The following is a 23,629-nucleotide window of genomic DNA, read 5'->3' on the forward strand; positions in this document are numbered from 1 at the left end:
GTGTTGCTCATTCTCAGGCGCCACGGGATCATGAATAAAGCCCGATTCGCTGCTGAATGATATGAACCCAATGAATATCGCCACCGTCGACCTCAACCTGCTCAAAGTCTTCGAAGCCCTGCACGAAGAGTCCAGCGCCAGCCGTGCCGCACTGCGTCTGGGGGTGACGCAATCGGCGGTCAGCGCGGCGTTGCGTCGTCTGCGCGAGCTGTATGGCGATCAGCTATTCGTGCGCACTGGCCGGGGCCTGGCCCCGACGCTCAAGGCCAATCAGTTGAAACCGGTGGTCAGCGACGCCCTGAACAAATGCCGTCAGAGCCTGGCGATGGTCGATCCGGCCGCCAATCAATACGACGGACGCTCGGTCACTGTCGGTTTGTCGGATGATTTCGAGATCGCCTACGGACGGCGATTGATCGAACACATCGCTGTCTGCGCACCGAAGCTGCGACTGATCTTCCGGCAGACCCACAGCCAGATCGTCGCCCAGGCGTTGATGGAACGCAGCATCGATCTGGCGATTACCGCAGGCGGGTTCGCCGAACGGCTACTCAGCCGCCAGGTGCTGGGTGAAGGGGGTTATCTGTGTCTGGTGGATCCGCGGAGCCTGACCGAAGGCCAGCAGACCCTCAGCCTTGAGGAGTTCGTCGCCCGCGAGCACATTCTGGTGTCATCCGGAGGATTTATCGGGATCACCGATGAAGGGTTGGCTGCACTGGGGTTGAGTCGGCGGGTATGCGCCTCGACCACGCACTTTGCAGCGTTGCCGCATTTGCTCAAGGGCAGTCAGGCGGTGGCGACCATTCCGGCACACGCCGCGCAAAGCATTGCAGCGCTCAGCGGCCTGGCGCTGCTGCCCTGCCCCTTGGCGTTGCCGCGTTACCCGATCGAACTGGGCTGGCGCACCAGCACGCAGCTTGATCCGGTGGTATTGAAAGTGCGCGAGGCCATTGTCGCGAGCTTTGCGAGCGCGTAGGAGCTGCCGAAGGCTCCTACAGGGATGGGGGTCTGGCTGAGGTTATTTGGCCGCCATCAGCCGATTCACTTCACTGCGCACCATGTTCGCGAATTCCGGGGGGGACATGCCGTCGAGCTCGGAACGGACCCACTCGGCCCATTTGCCTTTGCGCTTGGCGCGTTCGCCAAACAACCGGGCGGCCTCGCCTTTGGCTTTACCCAGGTTGTTTTGCCAGAGTTCGAACAGACGGGATTTCTCGTCTTCAAGCGCAGCGCGCTCGGCAAGGGGTTTGTCGGCCAGATTGAAGCTCATGGGAAGTACCTGCTGCGTAAAATAGGCGACATCTTACACTGTAGGAGGAAATGTCCCGCGCTGGATTTTTATGCGGGATTGAGTCAGCCCGCACATTCGCTGCAACTTTTTCAATGGCGAAAGACTCCATTGTTCACTGCCCATTCACCTGCAAGGAGTAACCCAATGGCCCGGAAAACCGCCGCACAAATCGCCGAAGATCAAATCAAGGATCAGGCTTTCAGCGAACTTCAGGCTCTGATCGAAGAGTCGGAAAAACTGCTTAAAAGCAGCGCCTCACTGGTCGGTGAGGAAGCGGACACACTTCGTGGGCAAATCGCCCAGAAGCTCCAGCAGGCCCGGAACTCGGTCACCAGCGTTCGTGACCGGACACTGCCTGCGGTCGAAGCCACCGAAACCTACATCGGCGGTCATCCATGGCAAACCGTGGCCATCTCCGCCGGTTTCGGTTTGATGGTCGGGTTATTGCTGGGCCGTCGTTAAGTTGATTTGCCTTTGTAGGAGCGAGCGTGCTCGCGATGGACGCCTGAGCACCGCGTTTACCCAGTAAACGCACGTTTTCGTTAACGACCATCGCGAGCACGCTCGCTCCTACAGGGGTTCACTTTCGTATCAAAAAGCCGCCAGTTCCCGCAGATTCGCCAGCGTTTGCGCATCGAGCGCAATCCCTTGAGTCGCAGCCTTTGCCCGTTGATGATGGCGTCGATCACCCGGCAGACGCTTGAGCCCCACACCGTGCATCTGCCGCACCAGCTCCTGACTGCGCTCGGCAAAGTTCTGCCCTGCCGCCTTGCTCGGATCGATGACGATCAGCAGTTGACCGGTCCAGGGTGTCTTGGCGCCGGGATGATTCTTCCAGTCGAACTCGAAGGAAAAATTTCCCCCGGTCAACGCCGCAGCCAACAGCTCCACCATCATCGACAGCGCCGAACCCTTATGCCCACCAAACGGCAACAACGCCCCGCCTTCGAGAATCGCTTTCGGGTCCTGGGTCGGCTGGCCGAGGCCATCCACGCCCATCCCCGCAGGCAAGCGCTCACCCTTGCGCGCGGCGATCTGCACATCGCCATGGGCGATAGCGCTGGTGGCCAGGTCGAAGACAATCGGCTCACCATCGGCCCGCGGGGCAGCGAAGGCAATCGGGTTGGTCCCGAACAGCGGACGATCGGCACCGTGAGGCACCACGCAGGTCATGCTGTTGACCACACTCAGCGCCACCAGCCCTTCATAGGCGAAAGGCTCGACGTCCGGCCACAAGGCTGCGAAATGGTGGGAGTTACGAATCGCCAGCACCGCAATGCCGGCGCTGCGGGCCTTCTCCACCAGCAAGGCGCGTGCGGCCGCAAGGGCCGGTTGGGCGAAACCATTGCCGGCATCGACCCGGACAAAACCCGAGGCCACGTCTTCAACCACCGGCACGGCACGGCCATTGACCCAGCCGCTCTTGAGCGTGGAGACATAACCGGGAATGCGAAACACGCCATGGCTGTGGGCGCCATCGCGCTCGGCGCCGGCGCAGTTGAGGGCCAGCGTTCTGGCGACATCGGCGGACGTGCCGTGGCGCAGGAAAATTTGCTCAAGCAATAGAACGAGTGCGTCAAAATCGAGGGTTTGCGTAGCCATTTCCGGTGTAGCGGTCATCTGACGCTCCAGTTTTATTATTGAGTACGGGCAACAGGGTGGAACGAGGTTGCAGCGCAACCAAAAACAATCGCCGATTAAGCGCTGTTTTACCGGCGTCCTGTCAAGTCTCGACAGCCTGTTCGTATCAAGCAATATGTACCGCACTCGGGCCTTTCACGGACCGTACTGTTTTTCCTCAATCCAACGGCCTGCGATTAACCGCCGATCGCAGCACATCGAGGAAAAAACATGAGTAATCCATCACTGCCGTATTTTTTCGACGAGGCAGACCGTGCAGCCTATGCCAAACAGCCCGGTGATCGCGAAAAAGCACTGGTTCTCACGCTTGATGACCTGAAATGGCTAAAAGTGGTTTATCTGCCCACCCATCATGCCCGTACGACCCATACCAGCCCCATGCACGTTGATCAGTTGCTTTTAAGCGTGCCTGATAAACCGGACATCCCCCTCGCCGGTGCCTTTGTCATGAGCCGGCCCGACGATGGAGAAGTCACGCTCTACACGCCGTGGAAAGGCCTGATCAAATTTGCGGGCATGGACGACCTCAAAAGCAAAATCAAGGAATGGTTGGCGCACACCACCGGAAAGCGTGAGCTACTGCGCTTTCTCTCCATCGAACAACGCAGCGCTTTACCCGCCACCACGGCACCAGACATTGCCACGCAGGCCATCGAAGCAGCGGTGTTCCAGGACCAGGAGCTCACACTCGAGCGCAATCAGGCGCAGAACATCAAGACGATGATGGGTGAGCTGGTGAAAATGCCAACACTGCAATCGATGCTGGAGGAGACCCTCACGAACGTGTTGCGCAAGCCGTTCCCCAAACTGGACCAGCGCCTGACTCGCCTCAAGAGCTTTGTCAGCACGATTTCAGCCTTCGACGACAGCGATCACCAGCACACGCTTTCCTCGCATTCACTGAGCGAGGCCCTGCTGCATTACTACCTGACCAACCAGTGGCCGACGGGTGATTCCAGGGTCTTTTCCAATCCCGAACACAATGTGAGCAGCGACGCCGATAATCAGGCCTGGGAAAGCGCAGTCGAAGGGATCGCGCAAAGTTTTACACCGCACTTGCAAAGCCTGCTCAAGACGTTCTGGAACACACCGATGAGCCATGGGCAGTCACGCTCGGAGTTTTTTGCCGAGGGCTTGCGCGACACCTTTCACGTGAAGCTTTTGCTTCAGCGCCAGCAAGGTGTTTTAACAACGCAGGAATACCTGCGACTGATGAAAGTCAGCCTCGAGCCTGACTCCGACAATCCTCTTCGCATCGAAAAAGTGCGTGTCACTGCGCCCTTCAAGCATTACGCGGAGCTGGCCTCGACCGTGATGATCGGCAGCAGCGACACGCTGGGTTTTCTGTACACCCAGTCCAGAGGCATCGAAGCAACGAGCGACCTGCCCGCGGTCAGGAAAATCGTCCTGGAGATGATGAAAAACGAAGGGCATGAAGACACGTTGCTCAATTTCATGTCTTTGGACGAACGCGGCACATTTCTATCACTGGAGCCGGATGAGCGCGTGATTGTCGGCGAACCCGTCGTCGGCCCGGTGTTTGCGCAGTTGATGGCCGACATCCTTGGCAAGCAACGGGACAATCTGTCCCATGCGCTGAACCGTTACCGTGAAAGCGAAGGCACCCAGGATCCCTATGCCTTGCTCGACAAGGCACTGGATGTCCGGGGACTGATTGACGATCGACTGCTGGCTGCCGATGCCGCAGAACGTTGGAGTACACACGCAGACCAGCGCTGGAGCGCGCAACCGGCCACCGTGCGCGCCGAGTCGGCCAAAGAACAACTGGCACGACTCTCCTCCGTTGAGCAGGCGCTCGACCAACTCCTCGAAAACCAACCGGTCATTCCCGCAACAACCCGCACGATTGCCGAGGCGCAGTCCCTCCTCAATTCGTCGCTCGGTAGCCTGCAATCGAGTTTCACTCACACCCTGTCAACGGCATTGCGCAGTGAATTGAAGCTGCACGCCGTCATGCGCACCCTGGGTGCGACGGAACAGGCGATCATCAACACCGTGCTTGATACCCCGGTACGCTTGCAGCGAGCGGCATTGAACGGTTTTTTTCCGGACGTATTTCCCCTGGCGTTGAAGGCAAGCGATGCTGAGGATCCGTTGAAACTGGCGAGTTGTTTTGTGCTGACTGAACGAGGAGGTCTGGACCCTGAGCACTCGGGCAGGGCGATTTTGTGGACGCCTGCATCGGGATTTGAAGCCTATAAGGCATTGACACCGTTATTGACCGAATTAGAGCGACGCCTCAAGAACCACGATGATCGCACCACCCTTCTGCAAAACCTTGGACGTAGCGAGCGATTACCCGGCCGGACTTACACGCTGGCGCCGCTGCAGCGAATAGATGAGTATTTTCTCGATCACGTGCAAAGGCCCTATGTCCAGTTGGACCAAGCGTGCGTCACCGATGCGCTGGCCACGAAACTGCCCGAGACGGCCCGGGCCAGTCTTCTGAAGCTGGTGGCACTGCGTCAACCGATGACAGGTCTAGACCGTGCGACGGACATTGCCCAGTCCCTGACGACCCAGCAAAAGCTGCCGGCCTGGCTGGCCAAGGCGTCCATCAACGATCTGATACTGCATGGGGAGCTGCTTCAGCAATACCTCAACAATGTCACCGACGATAAGGACTATCTCACCGGCATACGCTCCCTGGCGCGTACGGCGCACCATGAACTTGAAAAACAGCTCAAGGCAGACGCTTTCGACATCGATCCGGACAAGGTCCAGATCCGGATCAGCGAACGCTCAAGGTCTGCGGCCAGCACCCAAACCCTGACCGACTTCGCATTGACTCACTTCAAGGATCTGGACCAAACCCATTTCAAACTGGTGTCGCTGGATACCACCGTGATTCCCGCGCAAATGGACCAAAGCTATATCAGAGACCTGATACGAAACCTGAAGCTGGGCGAACATCAACAGAAAACATTGAACGAAGCCTTTGCAGACACCCAGGCAAACGCAACGGACCGCAGGAAGCGCTTTTACGCCCAATTGCCCTGGCAGCTGATGCACTATGCCCACACGGAAAAACTGCAAGAACGCCTGAGCGAAACCGGGTTTGATTTGATTCGTCAAGTCATGGACATGCCCGACGCCATAGCCCGTGCAGCAGTCGACGGTGCCCACGCGATCATCCGCCCACTTGAGTTCACAGGTATCAAGAGCGGACAAGCGATCAAAGTGCCAGGCGTTTATCTGGTCGGCTCATCGGCCGATAGCACAGCGCCACAGGTCCTTATCGCGCCTCACAGCCCTCGGCACGGGATGAAGGAATATAAAAATGAAACACAACTGCTGACAGAACTGAAGACTCGCGGCGGCCTGCTCGACTGGGTACTCATGAACCTGCCGCTGCCTGATCGCACATCGGTTAAATACCGGATGGCGACCACCAGTAACCACCTCACCGAAGTGACGCTGGCGTCCAATCCAATCAAGGGGAATCTGTTCAAACACTTGTTCAATGACAATGCCGAGTTACTGGCCCGATTGCTCGGTTGTCAGTCCGATGACAAAAAGCACAGCGAATGGGCAACCATCAAGCATGTGCTGGGTGAAGACCTGCATGAGGCGTTTACGTTCCTGACGGCCAAGCTTGCCTACCCGCTCACGGTATGGCGCAGTTACCGCGACATCAAGCAATCCGCCGAGGACCTTCAAACGCACAAATGGGGGGCTGCAATCAGAGCCTTCATCAGCGGCATTGCACAACTTGCCACGTTGCGCCAATCGCTGGAGGCTCAAGTGCAGCAGTCTTCGACGACCAGCACGCCGGCGCCGCAAATGCCCGACACCCGATTCAAATGGCAGGACATCGACATCACTGCACCCGAGCGCACGCAGTTGAAGCGTCATGAGAGCGTCGATATCGATCTGGGTTCGCTGACACTCGACGCCGGGCTTGGGCTCTACACTCATGCGTCGACAAAAAAACACTACGGGCCGGTGGAGGGCAAAGTGTATCCCATCGCAAAATACGATAAGCGGTGGCGTATCAGCGACACAAAAAATAGTGGCCCTTACCTGCGTCAGAACGCATCGAAGCAATGGGTTCTGGATAGGAAAACACCAGCGCCCCGCTTCAGCCTCGTCAACCGGATGAAGACCGCGTTGACGATTTGGGAAACCATGAATGTCGAAGCACATGGAATGCCCCAGATCCGCCAATTCTTCCCGCAAAAGGCTCGCCAGATTGACGAGGCGCTGGATCTGGCAACCACCTATGCCTGGAACAGCGTTCGGAACCTGCAACTGCTGAAGACTTCTGGCAGCACGATCACCCCCGTGCATCAGCTCATCATGGATTTTATTGATGTGGCTGCAGTGTTGCCCGCGCACGTGGAGAAGCTCGAAAAAGCAGTGGGTGACATTTTTGCAGCGCTGTTGGACCCCTCACTCAGAAAGCCGAACTCCAAGCGTTTTGTGGTCGGCAAACTCCTGAATCAAACAGAAAACACTTTTGGCTTCACCATTCCAAAGGATACAAAGTGGAAAATTTACCTGACAGAGAAATTCTTCTCCCCCCAATATGACTACTACCGCAAACATCTCTCCGACGCTGCTTTCCCCATTAATACTCATGCCCGGGCGGCAACCATGATCCATGAGGTTTCGCACCTTGACGGCAAAACCGAGGACATTTCTTATCTCGACGCAGGCAGACCCTTCGTCGACCTGATAGGAACGGCGAGTGCTTTCGCCAGTGATCTCAAGGCAGCTTTGGGTGACCTTCAGGACAGCGCACTGTCAATCAAGACGCCCTATACACAGCTGTTCAAGGTCCAGAACCCTGATGACGGCATGTGGGAGGACTTAGGCAGTACGCTTCATGAAGATACTGATCGGATAAAGGAACGTATTTTGACCTTGACCGGCGACGACAACCTGAGCGGTGCCCGCACAACCTTCAAAAAAAATCCATTGATCAGGCTGGCGGTACAACTGGCTAACGCCGACAGCGTTACCTGGCTGATCACCCATCTGGGGCGCCAATTGCACACCAGCACCCCGTGAATCAGAAAATAAGTGACACTTTGATGGGTAATTGCCATGACAGATGTTCTCGCAGACTTCCCCCAAGGTTAGAATGCAGGAAATCAGGATGAGTCAATGACCGACAACCCTCTCTCGCAAGCCCAATATGACGCCATCACCGATGCCGCTGCGCACTGGTGCATGCGTCTGCACGCCACCGACTGCACAGCTGAAGAACGTCAGGCGTTCGAGCAATGGCTTGATGCTCATCCGCTTCATGCGTTCGAGTACGAGGCCATGCTGGAGATCTGGGATATCGCAGGGGATTTGCCTCGTCCTGAATCCGTCGTGCCGATGGCTCGCATCAAACCTGCAACGCCCTGGCGCACCTTCGGCATCGCTGCCGCCGTGTGTGCCCTGGCGCTGCCACTGGCGGCCTACAGTGGCTGGAACCTCGGCTGGTTGCCCAATTCGTACCAGCACTTCGAGGCGAGCGACAATGTCCGCCACGTCACCCTGGGCGATGGCAGTCAGGTAGAACTGAACCTGGGCAGCGAGCTGACATTCAGCAATTACAAGGATCATCGTCGAGTGACACTGAAAAAAGGCGAAGCCTTCTTCAGTGTCAGCCACGACACGGCCCATCCCTTCATCGTCAAAGCGGCAGATGGCAGGATTCGGGTGACCGGGACCAAGTTCAACGTCTGGATGTATGAAGATCAGGTGAAAGTGAACCTGATCGAAGGGTCGGTGCTGGTCACCAGCAATGATGACCTTCCGGGTGATGGCTTGCGCCTCGGACCTGCGATGCAGGCTAGCTATAAACAAGGCGACTTCACGCCCCGGATCAGTCAGACCTACGACAACGACAACTCACTGGCCTGGCGCAGCGGCAAACTGGTACTCGATGATCTGGCGCTGAACGATGCGCTGCCCTTGATCAACCGCTACCTGGAAAACCCGCTCATGGTCGCCGACAACAGCACCGGTTCGATCCGCATCGGCGGCATCTATAACATCAAAGAGCTCAACAGCCTGGTGGCGTCCCTGCCCAAAGTGCTGCCGGTCTACCTGACCCGCAACAAGGACGGCAACCCGGTTCTCAACTCCATTCCGCAGCAAACCCCAAAAAGCTGAAGGCCGCCACCCTTGCGGGCGCGGCCTTCATTGTTGGTTCAAGCACCAGCCATTTTATTGTTTGGCCACCTTCCCGGCCTTTTCATCCTGCTCGCGGATGGTCTGGGCCTGATACTGCGGATCAGACGTGATCTGCTGCTCGGTGAACGGCAACACGCTCAACTGTTTCTTCGAAAAGGCCAGCGTCTGGTCCGTGGCGTACTTCGAGGTCGGATCACTGGACAACGAGAATGCCAGCAGCCCTTGAGCCTGCGGCCCTTTGTCATCGAAGGTCACCACCTGCAAATAGCTGGTGCCGCTGACCACTTCGCGTTTGCCATCGGTTCTCGGCACGCTTTGAATGGCGTTATAAACCCCCAGCGTGCCCGGTCCGCCGTGAATCGGCGTCTGTTGGCCGCCACTGCTGACCACCTGAATATCGCCCCAGCGGCTATCAGCCTTGAGCCCCGTCTTGTTGACCTGCTCAACCGACGCCAACATCGCCTCGCGCAGAACCTTGGCGACTTCCGGGCGATCCACCGCCAGGCCACGCGGGGTGTGTTGCGGATCTTTCGGATCGAACCCGACACGCCAGACATCAGGCGTTTCCTGCAGCGCCTCCATGATGTTCTGGAAATGGACAAACCCCAGGCCGCTGTCCAGATTCGCACTGCGGTCCCAGGCCTTGAGACTGGCACACAGCGGCGTGAGCGCTGGCGCATCGGCGCCCAGGTCCGCCGCGCAGAATTGCAGCAAGTCCGGCATCACTTGAGCCGCCTGATACACCTGATCGTCCATCACCATCCGTTGCAGATCCGCCGCCGCAATCGGGCCAGCCTTGTTCAATGTTCCCAGGCGATCCAGTGCAAAACGTGAACGCAGCCCCAATGGCTGGCTGTCCTGGCTGATCAGCGGAGAGAAACCACTGAGCGGTTGCGCCGGGTTGGCCATCCACGCCGAATCGTTGGAGTGCTGCACAAAGTCCTTGCGCAACAGTTGCGGCAACTGATCTGCCGCATAGATACCTTTTTGCGCCGCCTTCGGGTCGATGTCCCACGCACATTCGCTGTTGGAACCGTCGAGGACGATCATCTGCAACCCGACCCGCGGATCGCTGCACTTGGCCAGTTTGTCGGCATTGACGTTCGGCACCACCGACAGGTTCATGTAGAGCGTCTGGCCCTGATCGTCCGCCGCCAGGGTGTTGACCCACGGGATGCCCTGGATCTTGTGAACCGATGCCTGCAACGCCTTGAGGCTGACGGCTCGGTTCATGGCGTACCACTGCTGTAGCACCCGGTCGTTATCCAGATTGGCGTCGCGCAGGCTGTAGGCAAACTGCTTGTCCCAATCGAGTTTCCCCGGCCACTGCACGATCGGGCCGAATTGCGAGCTGTAGACCACATGGGAAACCGCTTGGGTCTGGCCATCCGCTTGTTTCACGTTCACGGTCACGGTCTGTTTCTTCATCGGCAAGGACTTGCCGTCGAGCAGGTAGCGGGTCGAATCCTTGGGATCGAGTTGCAGGCGATACAAGGTGAAATGCTTGGACGAGTCCACGGTGTGGGTCCAGGCCAGGTGCTGGTTGAAGCCGATGTTGATCATCGGCAGACCGGGCAATGCGGCCCCCATCACGTCCAGTTTGCCGGGAATGGTCAGGTGCATCTGATAGAAACGCATCCCGCCCACCCACGGAAAATGCGGGTTGGCCAGCAACATGCCGCGGCCATTGAAAGAACGCTCACTGCCCACTGCGACCGCATTGCTGCCGCGATCCAGGGCAAAGCGCTGCATGCGCGAAGCCGCCACCTGGAACGACGCCGGGGCGCCTGCTGTTTGAGCGACGGCTTTGGGTGGCGTGGCACCAGCCAACGCTTCGGCAAACTGCCCTACGCCGCCTTCGACCAGCAGACGACGGGTCAGCTTGACCAAATCCAGTGCGGTGATCTCGCGCACCCAGTCGCCCTGGCATTGCTGCGGCCGACCCTGCGCCCGACGTTCTGTCAGCGAGCGGTTGTAGCCCGCCGCATAACCTTCAACCAGATCACGGATTTCCGGCGTTTGTGCCTTCCAGAAAGCGGAGACAGCCTGCGGGGTGTTCAGCCAGTTGAAAAACAGATCGCTGACCAAATTTTCGCGCTCTTCGACCGTGAACTGGTCCGGGCCGAAATACCGTGAACGTTCGCCGCTCACCGTGGTGATCTCATTGGCCAGCAGGCACAGGTTGTCCTGGGCGTAGGCGTAACCAATGCCGTAGCCGAGCCCACGCTCGCTGTCGGCACGGATATGCGGCACGCCGAAACTGGTCCGGCGGATCTCGGCCGTCGCCGGCTCCGGCTGGCTGCGCGCGTTTGCCGCAACACTCAACCCCAGCAACACACCCGCAAGGCTCAACCTGGTTAACTGACTGGAAATAATCACGCTCGCTCCTGATCGAAAAAACGAAGGTCACACCCTGCGTCGTTACACGCAATGCGCCTCCCCCTAGGAACGAAATAAACGACAAAAATTTAGGACCCGGAACAGCGTTTCTGCGGGGTCTTACAGGTTCATGACGCGCTCGCGACAAAATTTCTACATTCGAGCCTTCATGATTTGTGTTGCTCGTACGTCTTATTGATTGAGAGCACCCATCACATTTTCCGGTTCAGGCTCTGAAAAGGAGTTTTTGCAATGTACAACTCGCAACTGCCAACGGACGGTAGCACTGCGCCAATGGGCACCACCCTGGGCTCTGGCGTGTTCAATCAACGTACCGAGCGCCACGGTAATGAGCGCATCAGGGTTCTGCTCAAGAGCTTTGGCCTGCGGACCAGTCTGATTCGCCTGAAAGTCATCGACGCCTTGCTGACAGCCGCCGAAAGCGACCGCAGCCTGGGAGTGCGTGGCGTGCACAGTCATCTGCTGGACCTGGATATTCCCCTGTCCTTTCTGAGCGTGCGTGAAGTGTTGAAACGCTTGTGCGGCGAAGGTGTGATTACCCTGAACCCGGACAAAAGCTACAGCCTGCACCCGCAGGCTGCCGCCGTGCTTCACAACGAGTAATCGGGCCCTGGTGCGTCTCAGGGCTTGACCTTGCGGCGCATCACGCCATTGACCACCACCACGATCACCGCCACGCCAATGGCAATGTACTGGAACAGCTTTTCGCTGATGACGCCGGCATTCTGCAAATAGGAAAGGCCAAACATGATCCCCAGTACCACCAGGGCGATCAGAATCGAGTATTTCAAACGTTGCGACTGGGTCATTGCCATTTCCTGAATGTGAGCCTGAACCTGAAAAATGTATCCGGTTTGTATCCGAATGCATGCCAAGCCCCTACTGTTTTCCGGGGATGGGACGCTGCAAACGGGGTCTCATGTTACAGCCGATGAAGAGTTTTGGCTTCATTGCGGCACAACCATGAGGATTTTCAAATGTTCCGTCGAATCACACTGCTGATTCCCCTGCTTGTCCTGCTTTCCCTGAGCGGCTGCATTATTTTCCCCCACGGCGGATGGCACGGTGGCCACCATTACGACGACCGTGGCGGACCGGGTTACTACCAACATCGCTGATGCTTTTTCAGCGACCTGACTGATCCCTGAAAAAGTCATTTCCCGGTTGCGCGCAAAGCTCGACCATCCAGTCGACGAACACCCGCACTCGTCGCGACAGCTGCCGATGAGGAGGATAGAGCGCCGTCAACGGCATAGCCGGTGGCGGCACTTCCCTCAGCACCTCGATCAAACCTCCCTCCTTCAAGCGCCGGGCAACGTGATAGTACGGCGTCTGGACCAAGCCATACCCGGCCTCGCACGCCGCCAGATAACCATCGGCGCTGTTGACCGAGACCTGCTTGGGCAGATCGATCGGCTGGGTTCGGCCATCGACGACAAACTCCAGCCCGAAGCGCTTGCCGCTGCTACTGGAAACGTACTCGACCATTTGATGCCCTTGCAGGTCCGCCAGACACCGGGGTGTGCCATGACGTTGCAGATAGTCGAGGCTGGCGCAGGTAACTTGATCCAGCATGACCAGCGGCCGCGCCACCAGTGAATCGTCCAGCGACAAGCCGCCGCGCAGCACGCAATCGACGCCCTCGCGAATCAGGTCGACCGGCCGGTCATTCAAACCGATTTCCAGTTCAATCAAGGGATAGCGGGCCGTGAATTGCGGCAATGCCGGGATCACGATCAAGCGCCCTACGCCTGCCGGCATGTCCACGCGCAACAACCCCTTTGGGTTGTGGCGCGCCGCCGAGAACACCGCTTCGGTTTCCTCCAGGTCGGCCAGCAACCGCACGCAACGGGGGTAATAGGCGGCACCGTCGAGCGTCAGGCTGATCTGGCGCGTGGTGCGTTGCAGCAATTGCACGCCCAGATGCGCCTCCAGTTGCTTGATCAGAATAGTCACCGAGGCACGGGGTAATTGCAGGCTGTCCGCCGCTTTGGCAAAGCCTCCCAGCTCGACGATTCGGGTGAACACGCGCATGGCGTTGAAACGGTCCATTGTTTTGTCGTACCGGCTGATTATTTAGAAATTGCAAACAGTGATAGCAGTTTTAGCCGGTTTATCTTGTTTCTGTCGAGGTCAACAATGGGCTTTCACATTCACAGGGAGCTGATTTCATGCAAACACGACAACTGGGCAAAAACGGTCCGCAGGTTTCCGCGATCGGTCTGGGCTGCATGGGCATGACCGATTTCTACACCACCGGCGTGGACACCCGCGAAGCCACGGCCACCCTGCATCGCGCGCTGGAGCTGGGGATCAACCTGCTCGACACCGCTGACATGTACGGCCCGCACACCAACGAAGAACTGATCGGCAAGGCCATTGTCGGCAAACGCGATCAAGTGTTCCTGGCGAGCAAGTTCGGCATCGTCCGCGACCCGGCGAACCCGGGCGCCCGCGGCGTCAACGGCCGCCCGGAATACATCCGTGCCTCTATCGACGGCACCCTCAAGCGCCTCGGTGTCGACACCCTGGACTTGTATTACCAGCACCGTATCGACCCGCAAGTGGCCATCGAGGAAACCGTCGGCGCCATGGCTGAACTGGTGAAAACCGGTAAGGTTCGTTACCTGGGATTGAGCGAAGCATCGGTCGCAACGTTGGAACGCGCAAACCAGGTTCATCCCATCAGCGCCCTGCAAAGCGAATATTCGTTGTGGAGCCGTGACCAGGAAGAAAACGGCTGTCTGGCAGCGTGCCAGCGGCTAGGCATTGCCTTTATCCCTTACAGCCCGTTGGGCCGGGGCTTTCTGACTGGCGCGCTGAAAAGCCCGGATGATTTCGCGGCAGACGATTATCGTCGGTTCAGCCCGCGTTTTCAGGGAGACAACTTCGCGAAAAATCTATTGCTGGTGCAGCAAGTTCAGGACCTGGCGGCGGAAAAAGGCGTGACGGCGGGCCAACTCGCGTTGGCATGGGTGTTGGCTCAGGGTGATTACCTGATCCCGATTCCTGGGACCAAACAGCGTAAATACCTGGAGGAGAACGTGGCGGCACTGGAGGTCAAACTCAGCCGTGAAGAGTTGCAAGCGCTGGAAGCGATTTTCCCGGCGAATGCCACCGCAGGTTTGCGTTACCCGGAAGAGGTCATGAAGCTGCTCGACCGGTAAACAGTACCAGGTCCACTCGAGGGTTCGAGTGGACCATTTCATGTGTATCCCCACGTTCAAAGACCACCGTCCGTCACCCCGTCCCGTTCTTGCACGGTCGTACCTAAAGCTCGATCTTTCCAGGCCGATAGCCCAATGGAAGCGCCGAATTTCATACCGCTAACCATAATGAGATCGCAGCTAAAGGACCGGCCCCATGCCCGCATTTCGTACCATTCAGGCTCGCTACACGCTGTTTCTGGTCCTGTTCATTCTGTTGTTGTCCATCCTCACCGTGGTCGGCATCAGCCAGTTGGTCGCACCGAAGCTACGCCACACCGAAGAACAAGTGGCCCTCAACCGCATCGCCGAAGTCGCCGAGCAAATCCAGGGCGAACTGGACAAGGTTCAGGCGCAACAGCGCAGCATCACCCAGACCATTCCCCTGCTCGACAGCGCCGCCATCGACACCGTCCTGCCGGGTCTGGTCGACCAGTACGGCGAACTGAAAGTCTTCGGCGGCGGGATCTGGCCGCTGCCCGGCCAGCGTGAAGCCGGGCGCAACAAGTTCAGCACCTTCTGGCACCGCGACGCCTCGGGCAAACTGGCGGTCAACACCTTCTGGAACAGCGACGCCGCGCCCAACTATTACGACCAGACCTGGTACAAGGGCGGCATGCAAACCCCGCGCGGCCAATGTGCCTGGGCAGCCGCCTATAAAGATGACGCCAGCGCCGAACCACGCACCAACTGCGCCATGGCCATCCAGAAAAATGGCGCGGCGTACGGCGTGTCGACCATCGACGTGACCCTGGGTTTCTTCAACGACCTGGTGGCGCGCAAGGAAAAAGACCTCGGCGCCGAAATGATGATCGTCGAGGCCGACGGCAAGATCATCAGCAACAGCTCGCGCATCAGCGGGCCCATCGTGCTGAAGAACATCAGCGAACTGGCCGGCAACTCGCCGTTCGCCAGTCAAGTGAAAGCCGGCCTGCAAAACCGTGACCAGTCGCAGCGGGTCGAATTCGACAACAACGGCGAAGCCAACACCTTCTTCATGCGCCCGATCGAAGGCACGCCGTGGTTCCTCGCCACGGCCCTGCCGACCAAACTGATCACCGCCCAGCGCGACGACGTGCTGAGCACGTTGAGCCTGCTGCAAATCCCGATGGTGATCCTGCTGGTGTTGCTGCAGATCTACGCGATTCGCCAACTGATCCAGCGCATGAAAGCCCTGAAAGCCAACATCGACGCACTGTCGGCCGGTGACGCCGACCTGACCAAGCGCATCACCATCCGCGCCGAAGACGAACTGGGCGCCATCGGCCATTCGGTCAACGCCTTCATCGCCTACCTGCAGAACATGATCGGCGAAGTCACCCAGGCGACCGGCGCCATGGCGTCCAGCCTGGACAACCTGCAACGCACCTCCGCCCACACCAGCCAGATTCTGGTGCGCCACGCCTCGGAAACCGACCAGACCGTCACCGCCATCACCGAGATGAGTTCGACCGCCGAAAGCGTTGCGCAGAATGCGGCCGAAACTGCGGCCTTCACCCAACGCGCCAACGAAAACGCCGACCGGTCGCGGGTGGTGGTGGGCGAAGCGTCCAGCAGCGTGATTGCGTTGATCGAAGAAGTGGCCAGCGCCACCCATAAAGTCGAAAGCATGCAGCAGGACGCCCAGCGCATTACCGAGATTCTCGGGGTGATCGGCGCGATTGCCGGGCAGACCAACCTGCTGGCGCTCAACGCGGCGATTGAAGCGGCTCGCGCAGGTGAGCAGGGTCGCGGTTTTGCGGTAGTGGCCGATGAAGTCCGCGCCCTCGCCGCCCGCACTCAGGCCAGCACCTCGGAAATCAACGAAATGCTCACCCGCCTGACGCAAGGCGTGAGTTCGTCGGTGAGCGCCATGGAAAACACTCAAGCCAGCTGCCAGTCGGCCGCCGATGCCACGGCGCGGGTCAACACCGGTCTGGATGAAATGGCCGGTTCCGTCAGCCACATCAACGGCCTCAGCACCCAGATCGCCACGGCCGCCGAGCAGCAAAGCGCAGTGACCGAAGAGATCAACCGCAGCATGGTGCAAATCCGCCACATGGTGGATGAGTTGGTGAAAAGCGGTCAGGCCAGCGAGCTCAACACCCAACAACTGCTGGAAGCCAACAGCCGCGTGAGTGCGATCATGGGGCGTTTCAAGGTTCGCTGATATGTGAACGCAGCTCCCTGTGGCGAGGGAGCTTGCCCCCGGTGGGTCGCGCAGCGACCCCAATTCTTCGCCTCGATCTACCAGAAACACCGCATACCCATTTCTGCGACTGCTTCGCAGCCGAACGGGGGCAAGCCCCCTCGCCACAAAAAGCTGTGCGTTTGATGTATTACCTCGAAACAATCTCATACCTCATTGCCGGAGAAACCGGTCAGAATGCATTTTTTGGCCGCAATCCAAGACGAGATTCCCCATGCGAACCCACCTGCGTCTGGTCGCCCTGAGCGCCCTGTTCATTTCTTCCCTCGCCCAGGCCGCCGATCTGATCCCGATCGAAGTTCACCGCGACGCCAACTGCGGCTGCTGCAAAAAATGGATCAGCCACCTGGAGGCCAACGGCTTCAAGGTCGAGGATCACGTCGAAACCAGCATGAGCGAATTCAAGCAACAGCACGGCGTGCCTCCGCGCCTGGCGTCCTGTCACACCGGCCTGATCAACGGCAAATTCGTCGAAGGTCATGTGCCGGCCGATCAGGTTCTGGCGTTAAGCAAACGCGATGATCTGTTGGGCGTTGCCGCCCCCGGCATGCCCATGGGCTCGCCCGGCATGGAAATGGACGGCATGAGCGATGCGTACCAGGTGATCGGCCTGAAAAAGGATGGCACTGACGTGGTGGTGGCGGACTACCCCGCCCATTGATGTTCGGTGCGTACATCGGGCTGTTCTTCGCCGCATTCGGTGCTGCGACCCTGTTGCCCTTGCAGTCCGAAGCGGTGCTGGTGGGGTTGTTGCTCAGCGGCCAGTATTGGCTCTGGTCGTTGCTCGTCGTGGCAACGTTGGGCAATGTCCTGGGCTCACTGGTGAACTGGTGGCTGGGGCGCGGCATCGAGCGTTTCCATGATCGGCGCTGGTTTCCGGTCAGCCCTCATCATCTGGAAAAAGCCCGGGTCCACTATCAACGCTACGGCCATTGGTCACTGCTATTGAGCTGGGTGCCCGTGATCGGTGATCCGCTGACGCTGGTGGCCGGCGTGATGCGTGAGCCGCTCGGGCGCTTCCTGCTGATCGTGACCCTCGCCAAAGGCGTCCGCTATGGCGCGTTGGCTCTGGCAACATTGGGCTGGATGGGTTGAACGAGCATTCACCACGATTGCCTGTGTTTAATGTCGCCCTAATCATGCCGATCCAGCATCGGCGGATTTCCTATGGAGTTCTCCCATGTCCCTGACGCTTTCCCGCTGGCTGCCCAGCCTGCTGCTGACCGCAGCACTGCCCGTCATCGCTGCCGAAGGCCCGGAATACGGCCCGGAGCTGCAAGGCTTCGAATATCCCTACACCGTCAAGCATTTCGCCTTTGAGTCCCAGGGCAAATCCCTGCAAATGGGTTACATGGACGTCGCCGCCCACGGCAAGGCCAACGGGCGCAGCATCGTGTTGATGCACGGCAAGAATTTTTGCGGCGCGACCTGGGACGCCTCGATCAAGGCGCTGAGCGACGCCGGCTACCGGGTTATCGCCCCGGACCAGATCGGTTTCTGTACCTCAAGCAAACCCGACAACTATCAATACACGTTCCAGCAACTGGCGACCAACACCCAACAACTGCTCAAGGCCCTCGGCATCCAGAAGGCCACCCTGCTCGGGCATTCCACCGGCGGCATGCTCGCTACCCGCTATACGCTGCAGTATCCCGATCAGGTCGAACAACTGGCCTTGGTCAATCCCATCGGACTGGAAGACTGGAAAGCCCTCGGCGTGCCGTACCGCACGGTGGATCAATGGTACGAGCGCGAACTGAAGGTCACCGCGCAAGGCATCCGCGATTATGAACGCAACACCTATTACGACGGCCGCTGGAAACCCGAATTCGACCGTTGGGTGGACATGCTCGCAGGCCTGAGCAAAGGCCCGGGCAAGACTCAGGTGGCGTGGAATTCGGCGTTGATCTACGACATGATCTTCACCCAACCGGTGTACTACGAGTTCAAGGACTTGAAGGTGCCGACGCTGCTGCTGATCGGTACATCCGACACCACGGCCATCGGCAAGGACATTGCGCCGCCCGAGGTCAAGGCGAAAATCGGTCACTACGACGTACTCGGCAAGCAAGTGGCGAAACTGATTCCCCAGTCGACGCTGGTCGAATTTCCCGGCATGGGCCACGCGCCGCAAATGGAAGAGCCGGCGAAATTCCACCAGGCCCTGCTCGCCTGGCTGAACAAAACCAACCCCGTTCGTTGATGAGGTAAGGCTGATGGCAGTGCAGATTGCGGTAATCGATGATTGGCAGGATGTGGCCCGGAACGTGGTGGACTGGTCGGCGCTGGACGCCATTGGCCAGGTGAGTTTTATCCACGACTACCCTGCCGACAATGAAACCCTGGCGGAACGCTTGGGTGGGTTTGAGGTGATCTGCGTGATGCGCGAGCGCACCCGGTTCGACGAGGAACTTCTGCGGCGGCTGCCGAAACTCAAACTGCTGGTCACCGGCGGCATGCGCAACGCCGCCCTGGACCAGAAAGCCGCTGCCGGGCTGGGCATTCAGGTCTGCGGCACCGACAGTTACAAACACGCCGCCCCGGAGCTGACCTGGGCGCTGATCATGGCCGCGACCCGCAACCTTGTCCTCGAAGCCAACGCGCTGCGCGCAGGTCAGTGGCAGCAAGGCCTGGGCGGCGACCTGCACGGCAAGACCCTGGCGATCCTCGGTCTGGGCAGCATTGGCAAGCGTGTTGCGCAGTTCGGTCAGGTGTTTGGTATGCGGGTGATCGCCTGGAGCGAGAACCTCACGGCCGAGCGGGCTGCCGAAGTCGGCGTGACGTATGTCAGCAAACAGGAACTGTTCGAACAGGCCGATGTGCTGTCGGTCCATCTGGTGCTCAGCGATCGCAGCCGCGGCCTGGTGGACGCCCAGGCACTGGACTGGATGAAGCCCACAGCGTTGCTGGTCAACACCGCTCGCGGACCGATTGTCGATGAGGCGGCGCTGATCAAGGCGCTGCAGAAACAGCGACTGGCCGGCGCGGCGCTGGATGTGTTCGAGCATGAACCGCTACCGGCTCATCATCCGTTCAGGACGCTGGAGAATGTGCTGGCCACGCCGCATGTCGGGTACGTGAGCCAGCAGAACTATCATCAGTTCTTTTCGCAAATGATCGAGGACATTCAGGCCTGGTCAGCGGGAGAACCGATTCGCCTGTTGAGCTGATACCGCTTCATCGTTCATCGTCGGAACGCCGCCCGGAGCAAGCCTGCTTCCACATGATCTGCGACGGTCACAAAATTTGTGCCTGATGCAGATCCCTGTGGGAGCGAGCCTGCTCGCGATTGACCCACCCCCGATCTAACTGCCCTTCACCGCCACAAACGCCGCCGTCACATAAGGCACCGTCACCACATCTTTGCCACGCAGTTCCGGCTCCCTGGCGATCATTGCGCGTATCTGTTCATCAACCTTCGCCCGCTCCGCCGCCGGCAATGCCGCGACAAAACTGGTGGAGCGCACACGGTTGAAAATCACATCCTCCGCAGAGCCCGTGTGACCATGGCTGAACTGCTGCTCTTGCATCGGCCCGAACGCCGCATGAGGAAATGCCCGGCGCCAGGCCCCGGTGTAGAACCGCGGCGTATCGCCCTCCAGCGCATTGACGATCGCGTCCAGTTTCGGCACCCAACTCACCCGGGTATCGCGCAGGTTCCACACCAGCCCCAGCTTGCCGCCGGGCTTAAGCACCCGGGCGATTTCTGTCAGCGCTTCGTTGCTGGCAAACCAGTGAAAGGCCTGGGCGCAGACGACCACGTCCACCGAAGCATCCGGCAGCGGCAAGTCCATGGCGGTGCCGCTCACGGCCAGCACGTCGGGAAAGGCTTCGGACAACTTGTCGAGCATCTGCGCCACCGGCTCCACGGCAATCACCTGTGCCCCGGTCGCCACCAGTCGACCAGTGAACTTGCCCGTGCCGGCACCCAACTCGATCACGGTTTTATCCGCGTTCAAACCGAGCGTGCCCGTCAACCAGTCGGCCACCTGCGGCGGGTAGTCCGGGCGACCGCGAACGTAAGTATCGGCAGCGGTTTTATAACCGGCGGCCGCAGCGTGATGGACCTGATCTTTCATGGCAGTGCTCCAGATCGACGACGAATGCTGTCGAGCATAGCGCCTCGATTTGCGCGTTCCCTGAAAAAACCGGCAGAAAAAATGAATAATTGTTCACGCCAGGGTGTTCACCTCCCATCACCCTTGAGGATTACCCGTGAACAACCTGAACCTGGATTCGCCGTCACGTTACGACCGCCTGACCATGAGCCTGCACTGGCTGACCGCCCTGCTGGTGATTGGCATGTTCGCCAGCGCCCAGGTCTGGGAGCAACTGGCCAAGGGCACGCCGCTGCGCAAGGAATTGCAGGCGTTACACATTTCCTGCGGCATCCTGTTGGCAGTGATCGTTATTACTCGACTGCTCTGGCGTCTGTCTCACGGTCGTCGCTTGCCACCCGCCAATCGGGGCGTCATGAACGTTCTGGCGAAGACCGCGCACCTCGCACTGTATGCCCTGTTGCTGAGCCAGATCGTGCTGGGCTTTTTGTTTCGCTGGGCCCAGGCTGAACCGTTCAACTTTTTCGGCCTGTTCGATGTCCCAACCCTGATTACCTTCGATAAAAGCATGAAGTCGGTGTTCGGCGGCCTGCACGAACAAGTGGCGTGGGCCATCGTGATTCTGGCCGCGCTGCATGCGGTCATGGCGCTCGTTCACCATTACGGCCTGCGGGATAACACGTTGCGCCGCATGTTGCCGGGGCGTGGTTCGAACTGAAACGAATAAACCTGTGGAGCATCGCCGATGAACATCCGTTTAGCTGTTTTCACGACCCCGCTGTTGCTTGCTGTCGCGCTGTCCAGCGCCCTTGCGTTGGCCGACGGTGACGAAGAAGAACCGGCCAAACCCAACTGCCCCAAAGGCCAGGTCTGGGACAGCAAGCAGCAGAAATGCCTCATGCAAAACAGCAGCCTGGTGCCGGACGCCGACCGCACCGATTACGCTTATCGACTGGCCAAGGACGGTCGCTATGAAGAAGCCCTGGCCTTGCTGGATACACTCAAGGAACCGAACACCGCCAAGGCGCTGAACTATCGCGGCTACGCCACGCGTAAACTGGGGCGTACCGACGAAGGCATCGGTTATTACCTGCAATCGGTGAAACTCGACCCGCAGTACGCACAAGTCCGCGAATACCTCGGCGAAGCCTATGTGATCAAAGGTCGACTGGATCTCGCTCAGGAGCAGTTGCAGCAGATCCAATCGATCTGCGGCAATACCTGCGAGGAGTACCAGGACCTGGCCGAAGCCATCGCCGATTCATCGAAAACCTGACACCCAGAGCGGACGGAGGTCGCCATCGCCAGCGATCAGGCAATACGGGCAGAGCTGGGCCAGCATCTGGCGCGTTTATGGCGCTACGGCCTGCTGTTGTCCCGGCAACGGCATGTCGCCGAGGACCTGGTGCAGGCCACCTGCGTGCGAGCGCTTGAACGTGCAGGGCAGTTTGTTCCGGGCACCCGCATGGATCGCTGGCTGATGAGCATTCTGCATTCGATCTGGCTCAACGAAGTTCGCTCGCGCCGGGTGCGTCAGGGCCAGGGTTTCGTGGAGGCCGATCATGCCTTGTCGTTCGACGGTGAGTACGCGGCGCAGACCCATGTCCTCGCAGCGCAGGTGATCCGGCGCGTCGACGCGTTGCCCGAAGCCCAGCGGGAAACGGTGTTTCTCGCCTATGTCGAAGGCTTGTCCTATCGCGAAGTCGCCGAGGTGCTGCAGGTGCCCATCGGCACCGTCATGAGCCGCCTCGCCGCCGCACGCGCGAAACTTGCGGAGTATCCGCCGTTGCACGCCGTGCCGAACCCCTCCACAGGAGAACGTTGATGAACGATCACGCGATACCTTCGGATGAGCAACTGGTGGCGTACCTCGACGACCAACTCGATATCGACCAGCGCACCCGTATCGACGCGGCCATCGCCGAAGACTCGACGCTCAACCTGCGCCTGCAATGGCTGGCCCGCAGCAGCCTGCCGTTCAAGGAGGCCTACGATGAACTGGCGCAACAGGCCCCCGTGGATCGGCTGCAAGCCATGCTCGACACCCTGCCCGCGCCTGCAAGCCCGACCCTGAACCGGCGCTGGTTCCTCGCTGCGGCGGCGGGCCTGGTGGTGAGTGGCGTCGTGGCGGACCGGTTGTTTCTCGGCTGGCAATTGAGCCAGCAGAAAAGCAACTGGCGCGGATTGGTCGCGGACTATATGTCGCTCTACGTCCCGCAAACCCTCGACCATCTGCCCAGCGACGATGCCGCCCAACGCGCGCAACTGCGGACCATCGACGCGCGTCTGGGCCTCAATCTGGTGCCCGCCAAACTGGCCTTGTCGCGCCCGGTGTTCAAGCGCGCACAAATCCTTGAATACGATGGTGTGCCCATCGCCCAGATTACCTACCTGGACCCGGCGCACGGGCCGATAGCGCTGTGCGTCACGCGCTCCAACAGCGGCAGCCGGCATTTTGCCCATGAGCGTCGGCATGGGATGAATGTGGTCTATTGGGCGGACATGGAACATGCGTGGATGCTGATCGGGCATAACCCGGCGGCGGAACTGGAGGACATGGCGAAGCTGCTAAGAAGCCGGCTAAGCGCCTGAAGGGAAAGGGTAACCAACTCGGCATCTGGAGTTCCCCCTGTGGCGAGGGAGCTTGCCCCCGCTGGGTCGCGCAGCGGCCCCTGCATTCTTTCTGTCAAAC

Annotated in this window: 22 protein-coding genes; 16 read left to right on the forward strand and 6 right to left on the reverse strand. The window is 59.3% G+C overall.

Annotated elements, in window-relative coordinates; all coding sequences use genetic code 11:
- Positions 1-61 precede the first annotated feature (61 nt).
- Positions 62-976 (forward strand): LysR family transcriptional regulator, encoded by a 915-nt coding sequence (locus ACYZUD_RS07530; RefSeq protein ID WP_462023369.1) that lies wholly within the window; start codon positions 62-64, stop codon positions 974-976.
- A gap of 42 nt (positions 977-1,018) precedes the next feature.
- Here the strand turns inward: ACYZUD_RS07530 and ACYZUD_RS07535 are convergent, their stop codons facing one another.
- Positions 1,019-1,270 (reverse strand): hypothetical protein, encoded by a 252-nt coding sequence (locus ACYZUD_RS07535; protein ID WP_007937833.1) that lies wholly within the window; start codon positions 1,268-1,270, stop codon positions 1,019-1,021.
- 165 nt (positions 1,271-1,435) lie between these two features.
- Here ACYZUD_RS07535 and ACYZUD_RS07540 point away from each other — a divergent pair, with 165 nt between their 5' ends.
- Positions 1,436-1,753 (forward strand): ElaB/YgaM/YqjD family protein, encoded by a 318-nt coding sequence (locus tag ACYZUD_RS07540; protein WP_462023370.1) that lies wholly within the window; start codon positions 1,436-1,438, stop codon positions 1,751-1,753.
- 129 nt (positions 1,754-1,882) lie between these two features.
- Here the strand turns inward: ACYZUD_RS07540 and ACYZUD_RS07545 are convergent, their stop codons facing one another.
- Positions 1,883-2,911 carry an Ldh family oxidoreductase gene (locus tag ACYZUD_RS07545; protein WP_462023371.1) on the reverse strand — a complete coding sequence of 343 codons (1,029 nt, stop codon included), beginning with the start codon at positions 2,909-2,911 and terminating at the stop codon, positions 1,883-1,885.
- Positions 2,912-3,142: 231 nt separating this feature from the next.
- On the opposite strand from ACYZUD_RS07545, the gene ACYZUD_RS07550 reads away from it, so the two are divergent.
- Both ACYZUD_RS07550 and ACYZUD_RS07555 read left to right on the forward strand, forming a co-directional pair.
- Positions 3,143-7,966, forward strand: coding sequence for a dermonecrotic toxin domain-containing protein (locus tag ACYZUD_RS07550; RefSeq protein ID WP_462023372.1), 4,824 nt, complete (start codon positions 3,143-3,145; stop codon positions 7,964-7,966).
- Between the two features lie 96 nt (positions 7,967-8,062).
- Positions 8,063-9,064, forward strand: coding sequence for a FecR family protein (locus tag ACYZUD_RS07555; RefSeq protein ID WP_462023373.1), 1,002 nt, complete (start codon positions 8,063-8,065; stop codon positions 9,062-9,064).
- A 54-nt stretch (positions 9,065-9,118) separates the two neighbouring features.
- On the opposite strand, the gene pvdQ is transcribed toward ACYZUD_RS07555, so the two are convergent.
- Positions 9,119-11,464 carry a bifunctional acylase PvdQ gene (pvdQ, locus tag ACYZUD_RS07560; protein ID WP_462023374.1) on the reverse strand — a complete coding sequence of 782 codons (2,346 nt, stop codon included), beginning with the start codon at positions 11,462-11,464 and terminating at the stop codon, positions 9,119-9,121.
- A 252-nt stretch (positions 11,465-11,716) separates the two neighbouring features.
- Here pvdQ and ACYZUD_RS07565 point away from each other — a divergent pair, with 252 nt between their 5' ends.
- The gene (locus tag ACYZUD_RS07565) at positions 11,717-12,088 is read left to right on the forward strand and encodes a fe2+ zn2+ uptake regulation protein (protein ID WP_462023375.1); all 372 of its coding nucleotides are present in this window, start codon (positions 11,717-11,719) and stop codon (positions 12,086-12,088) included.
- Positions 12,089-12,105: 17 nt separating this feature from the next.
- On the opposite strand, the gene ACYZUD_RS07570 is transcribed toward ACYZUD_RS07565, so the two are convergent.
- Positions 12,106-12,294 (reverse strand): hypothetical protein, encoded by a 189-nt coding sequence (locus ACYZUD_RS07570; protein ID WP_462023376.1) that lies wholly within the window; start codon positions 12,292-12,294, stop codon positions 12,106-12,108.
- 168 nt (positions 12,295-12,462) lie between these two features.
- On the opposite strand from ACYZUD_RS07570, the gene ACYZUD_RS07575 reads away from it, so the two are divergent.
- Positions 12,463-12,603 carry a hypothetical protein gene (locus tag ACYZUD_RS07575; RefSeq protein ID WP_462023377.1) on the forward strand — a complete coding sequence of 47 codons (141 nt, stop codon included), beginning with the start codon at positions 12,463-12,465 and terminating at the stop codon, positions 12,601-12,603.
- A gap of 7 nt (positions 12,604-12,610) precedes the next feature.
- Here ACYZUD_RS07575 and ACYZUD_RS07580 read toward each other — a convergent pair whose 3' ends face one another.
- Entirely contained in the window at positions 12,611-13,537 is a 927-nt protein-coding gene (locus tag ACYZUD_RS07580) for a LysR family transcriptional regulator (RefSeq protein WP_462023378.1), read from the reverse strand.
- A 119-nt stretch (positions 13,538-13,656) separates the two neighbouring features.
- Between ACYZUD_RS07580 and ACYZUD_RS07585 the strand changes: the two genes are divergently transcribed.
- From ACYZUD_RS07585 to ACYZUD_RS07610, 6 genes are all read left to right on the forward strand, one after another.
- Positions 13,657-14,652 carry an aldo/keto reductase gene (locus tag ACYZUD_RS07585; RefSeq protein WP_462023379.1) on the forward strand — a complete coding sequence of 332 codons (996 nt, stop codon included), beginning with the start codon at positions 13,657-13,659 and terminating at the stop codon, positions 14,650-14,652.
- Between the two features lie 196 nt (positions 14,653-14,848).
- Positions 14,849-16,840 carry a methyl-accepting chemotaxis protein gene (locus ACYZUD_RS07590; protein WP_462023380.1) on the forward strand — a complete coding sequence of 664 codons (1,992 nt, stop codon included), beginning with the start codon at positions 14,849-14,851 and terminating at the stop codon, positions 16,838-16,840.
- A gap of 253 nt (positions 16,841-17,093) precedes the next feature.
- Complete coding sequence (locus tag ACYZUD_RS07595; protein ID WP_462023381.1) at positions 17,094-17,540, forward strand: DUF411 domain-containing protein; 447 nt, start codon at positions 17,094-17,096, stop codon at positions 17,538-17,540.
- Positions 17,540-17,974: a YqaA family protein gene (locus ACYZUD_RS07600; RefSeq protein WP_462023382.1), complete on the forward strand. Its 435-nt coding sequence runs from the start codon at positions 17,540-17,542 to the stop codon at positions 17,972-17,974. Before ACYZUD_RS07595 ends, ACYZUD_RS07600 begins: the two co-directional genes overlap by 1 nt.
- Positions 17,975-18,059: 85 nt before the next feature.
- Positions 18,060-19,082 carry an alpha/beta fold hydrolase gene (locus tag ACYZUD_RS07605; protein ID WP_462023383.1) on the forward strand — a complete coding sequence of 341 codons (1,023 nt, stop codon included), beginning with the start codon at positions 18,060-18,062 and terminating at the stop codon, positions 19,080-19,082.
- A gap of 13 nt (positions 19,083-19,095) precedes the next feature.
- Positions 19,096-20,049: a D-2-hydroxyacid dehydrogenase family protein gene (locus tag ACYZUD_RS07610; protein ID WP_462023384.1), complete on the forward strand. Its 954-nt coding sequence runs from the start codon at positions 19,096-19,098 to the stop codon at positions 20,047-20,049.
- A 135-nt stretch (positions 20,050-20,184) separates the two neighbouring features.
- Here ACYZUD_RS07610 and ACYZUD_RS07615 read toward each other — a convergent pair whose 3' ends face one another.
- Positions 20,185-20,958, reverse strand: a complete 774-nt coding sequence (locus ACYZUD_RS07615; RefSeq protein WP_462023385.1) for a class I SAM-dependent methyltransferase — start codon at positions 20,956-20,958, stop codon at positions 20,185-20,187.
- 184 nt (positions 20,959-21,142) lie between these two features.
- Here ACYZUD_RS07615 and ACYZUD_RS07620 point away from each other — a divergent pair, with 184 nt between their 5' ends.
- The 4 genes from ACYZUD_RS07620 to ACYZUD_RS07635 are packed head-to-tail and all read left to right on the forward strand — an operon-like array spanning position 21,143 to position 23,529.
- Positions 21,143-21,655 carry a cytochrome b gene (locus tag ACYZUD_RS07620; protein ID WP_462025200.1) on the forward strand — a complete coding sequence of 171 codons (513 nt, stop codon included), beginning with the start codon at positions 21,143-21,145 and terminating at the stop codon, positions 21,653-21,655.
- Positions 21,656-21,682: 27 nt separating this feature from the next.
- Positions 21,683-22,213 (forward strand): tetratricopeptide repeat protein, encoded by a 531-nt coding sequence (locus tag ACYZUD_RS07625; protein WP_462023387.1) that lies wholly within the window; start codon positions 21,683-21,685, stop codon positions 22,211-22,213.
- A 54-nt stretch (positions 22,214-22,267) separates the two neighbouring features.
- Positions 22,268-22,762, forward strand: coding sequence for an RNA polymerase sigma factor (locus ACYZUD_RS07630; RefSeq protein ID WP_462025201.1), 495 nt, complete (start codon positions 22,268-22,270; stop codon positions 22,760-22,762).
- The gene (locus ACYZUD_RS07635) at positions 22,762-23,529 is read left to right on the forward strand and encodes an anti-sigma factor family protein (protein ID WP_462023388.1); all 768 of its coding nucleotides are present in this window, start codon (positions 22,762-22,764) and stop codon (positions 23,527-23,529) included. The genes ACYZUD_RS07630 and ACYZUD_RS07635 overlap by 1 nt, the downstream gene beginning before the upstream one ends.
- Positions 23,530-23,629 lie beyond the last annotated feature (100 nt).

Source organism: Pseudomonas sp. XS1P51 (genome assembly GCF_054897845.1).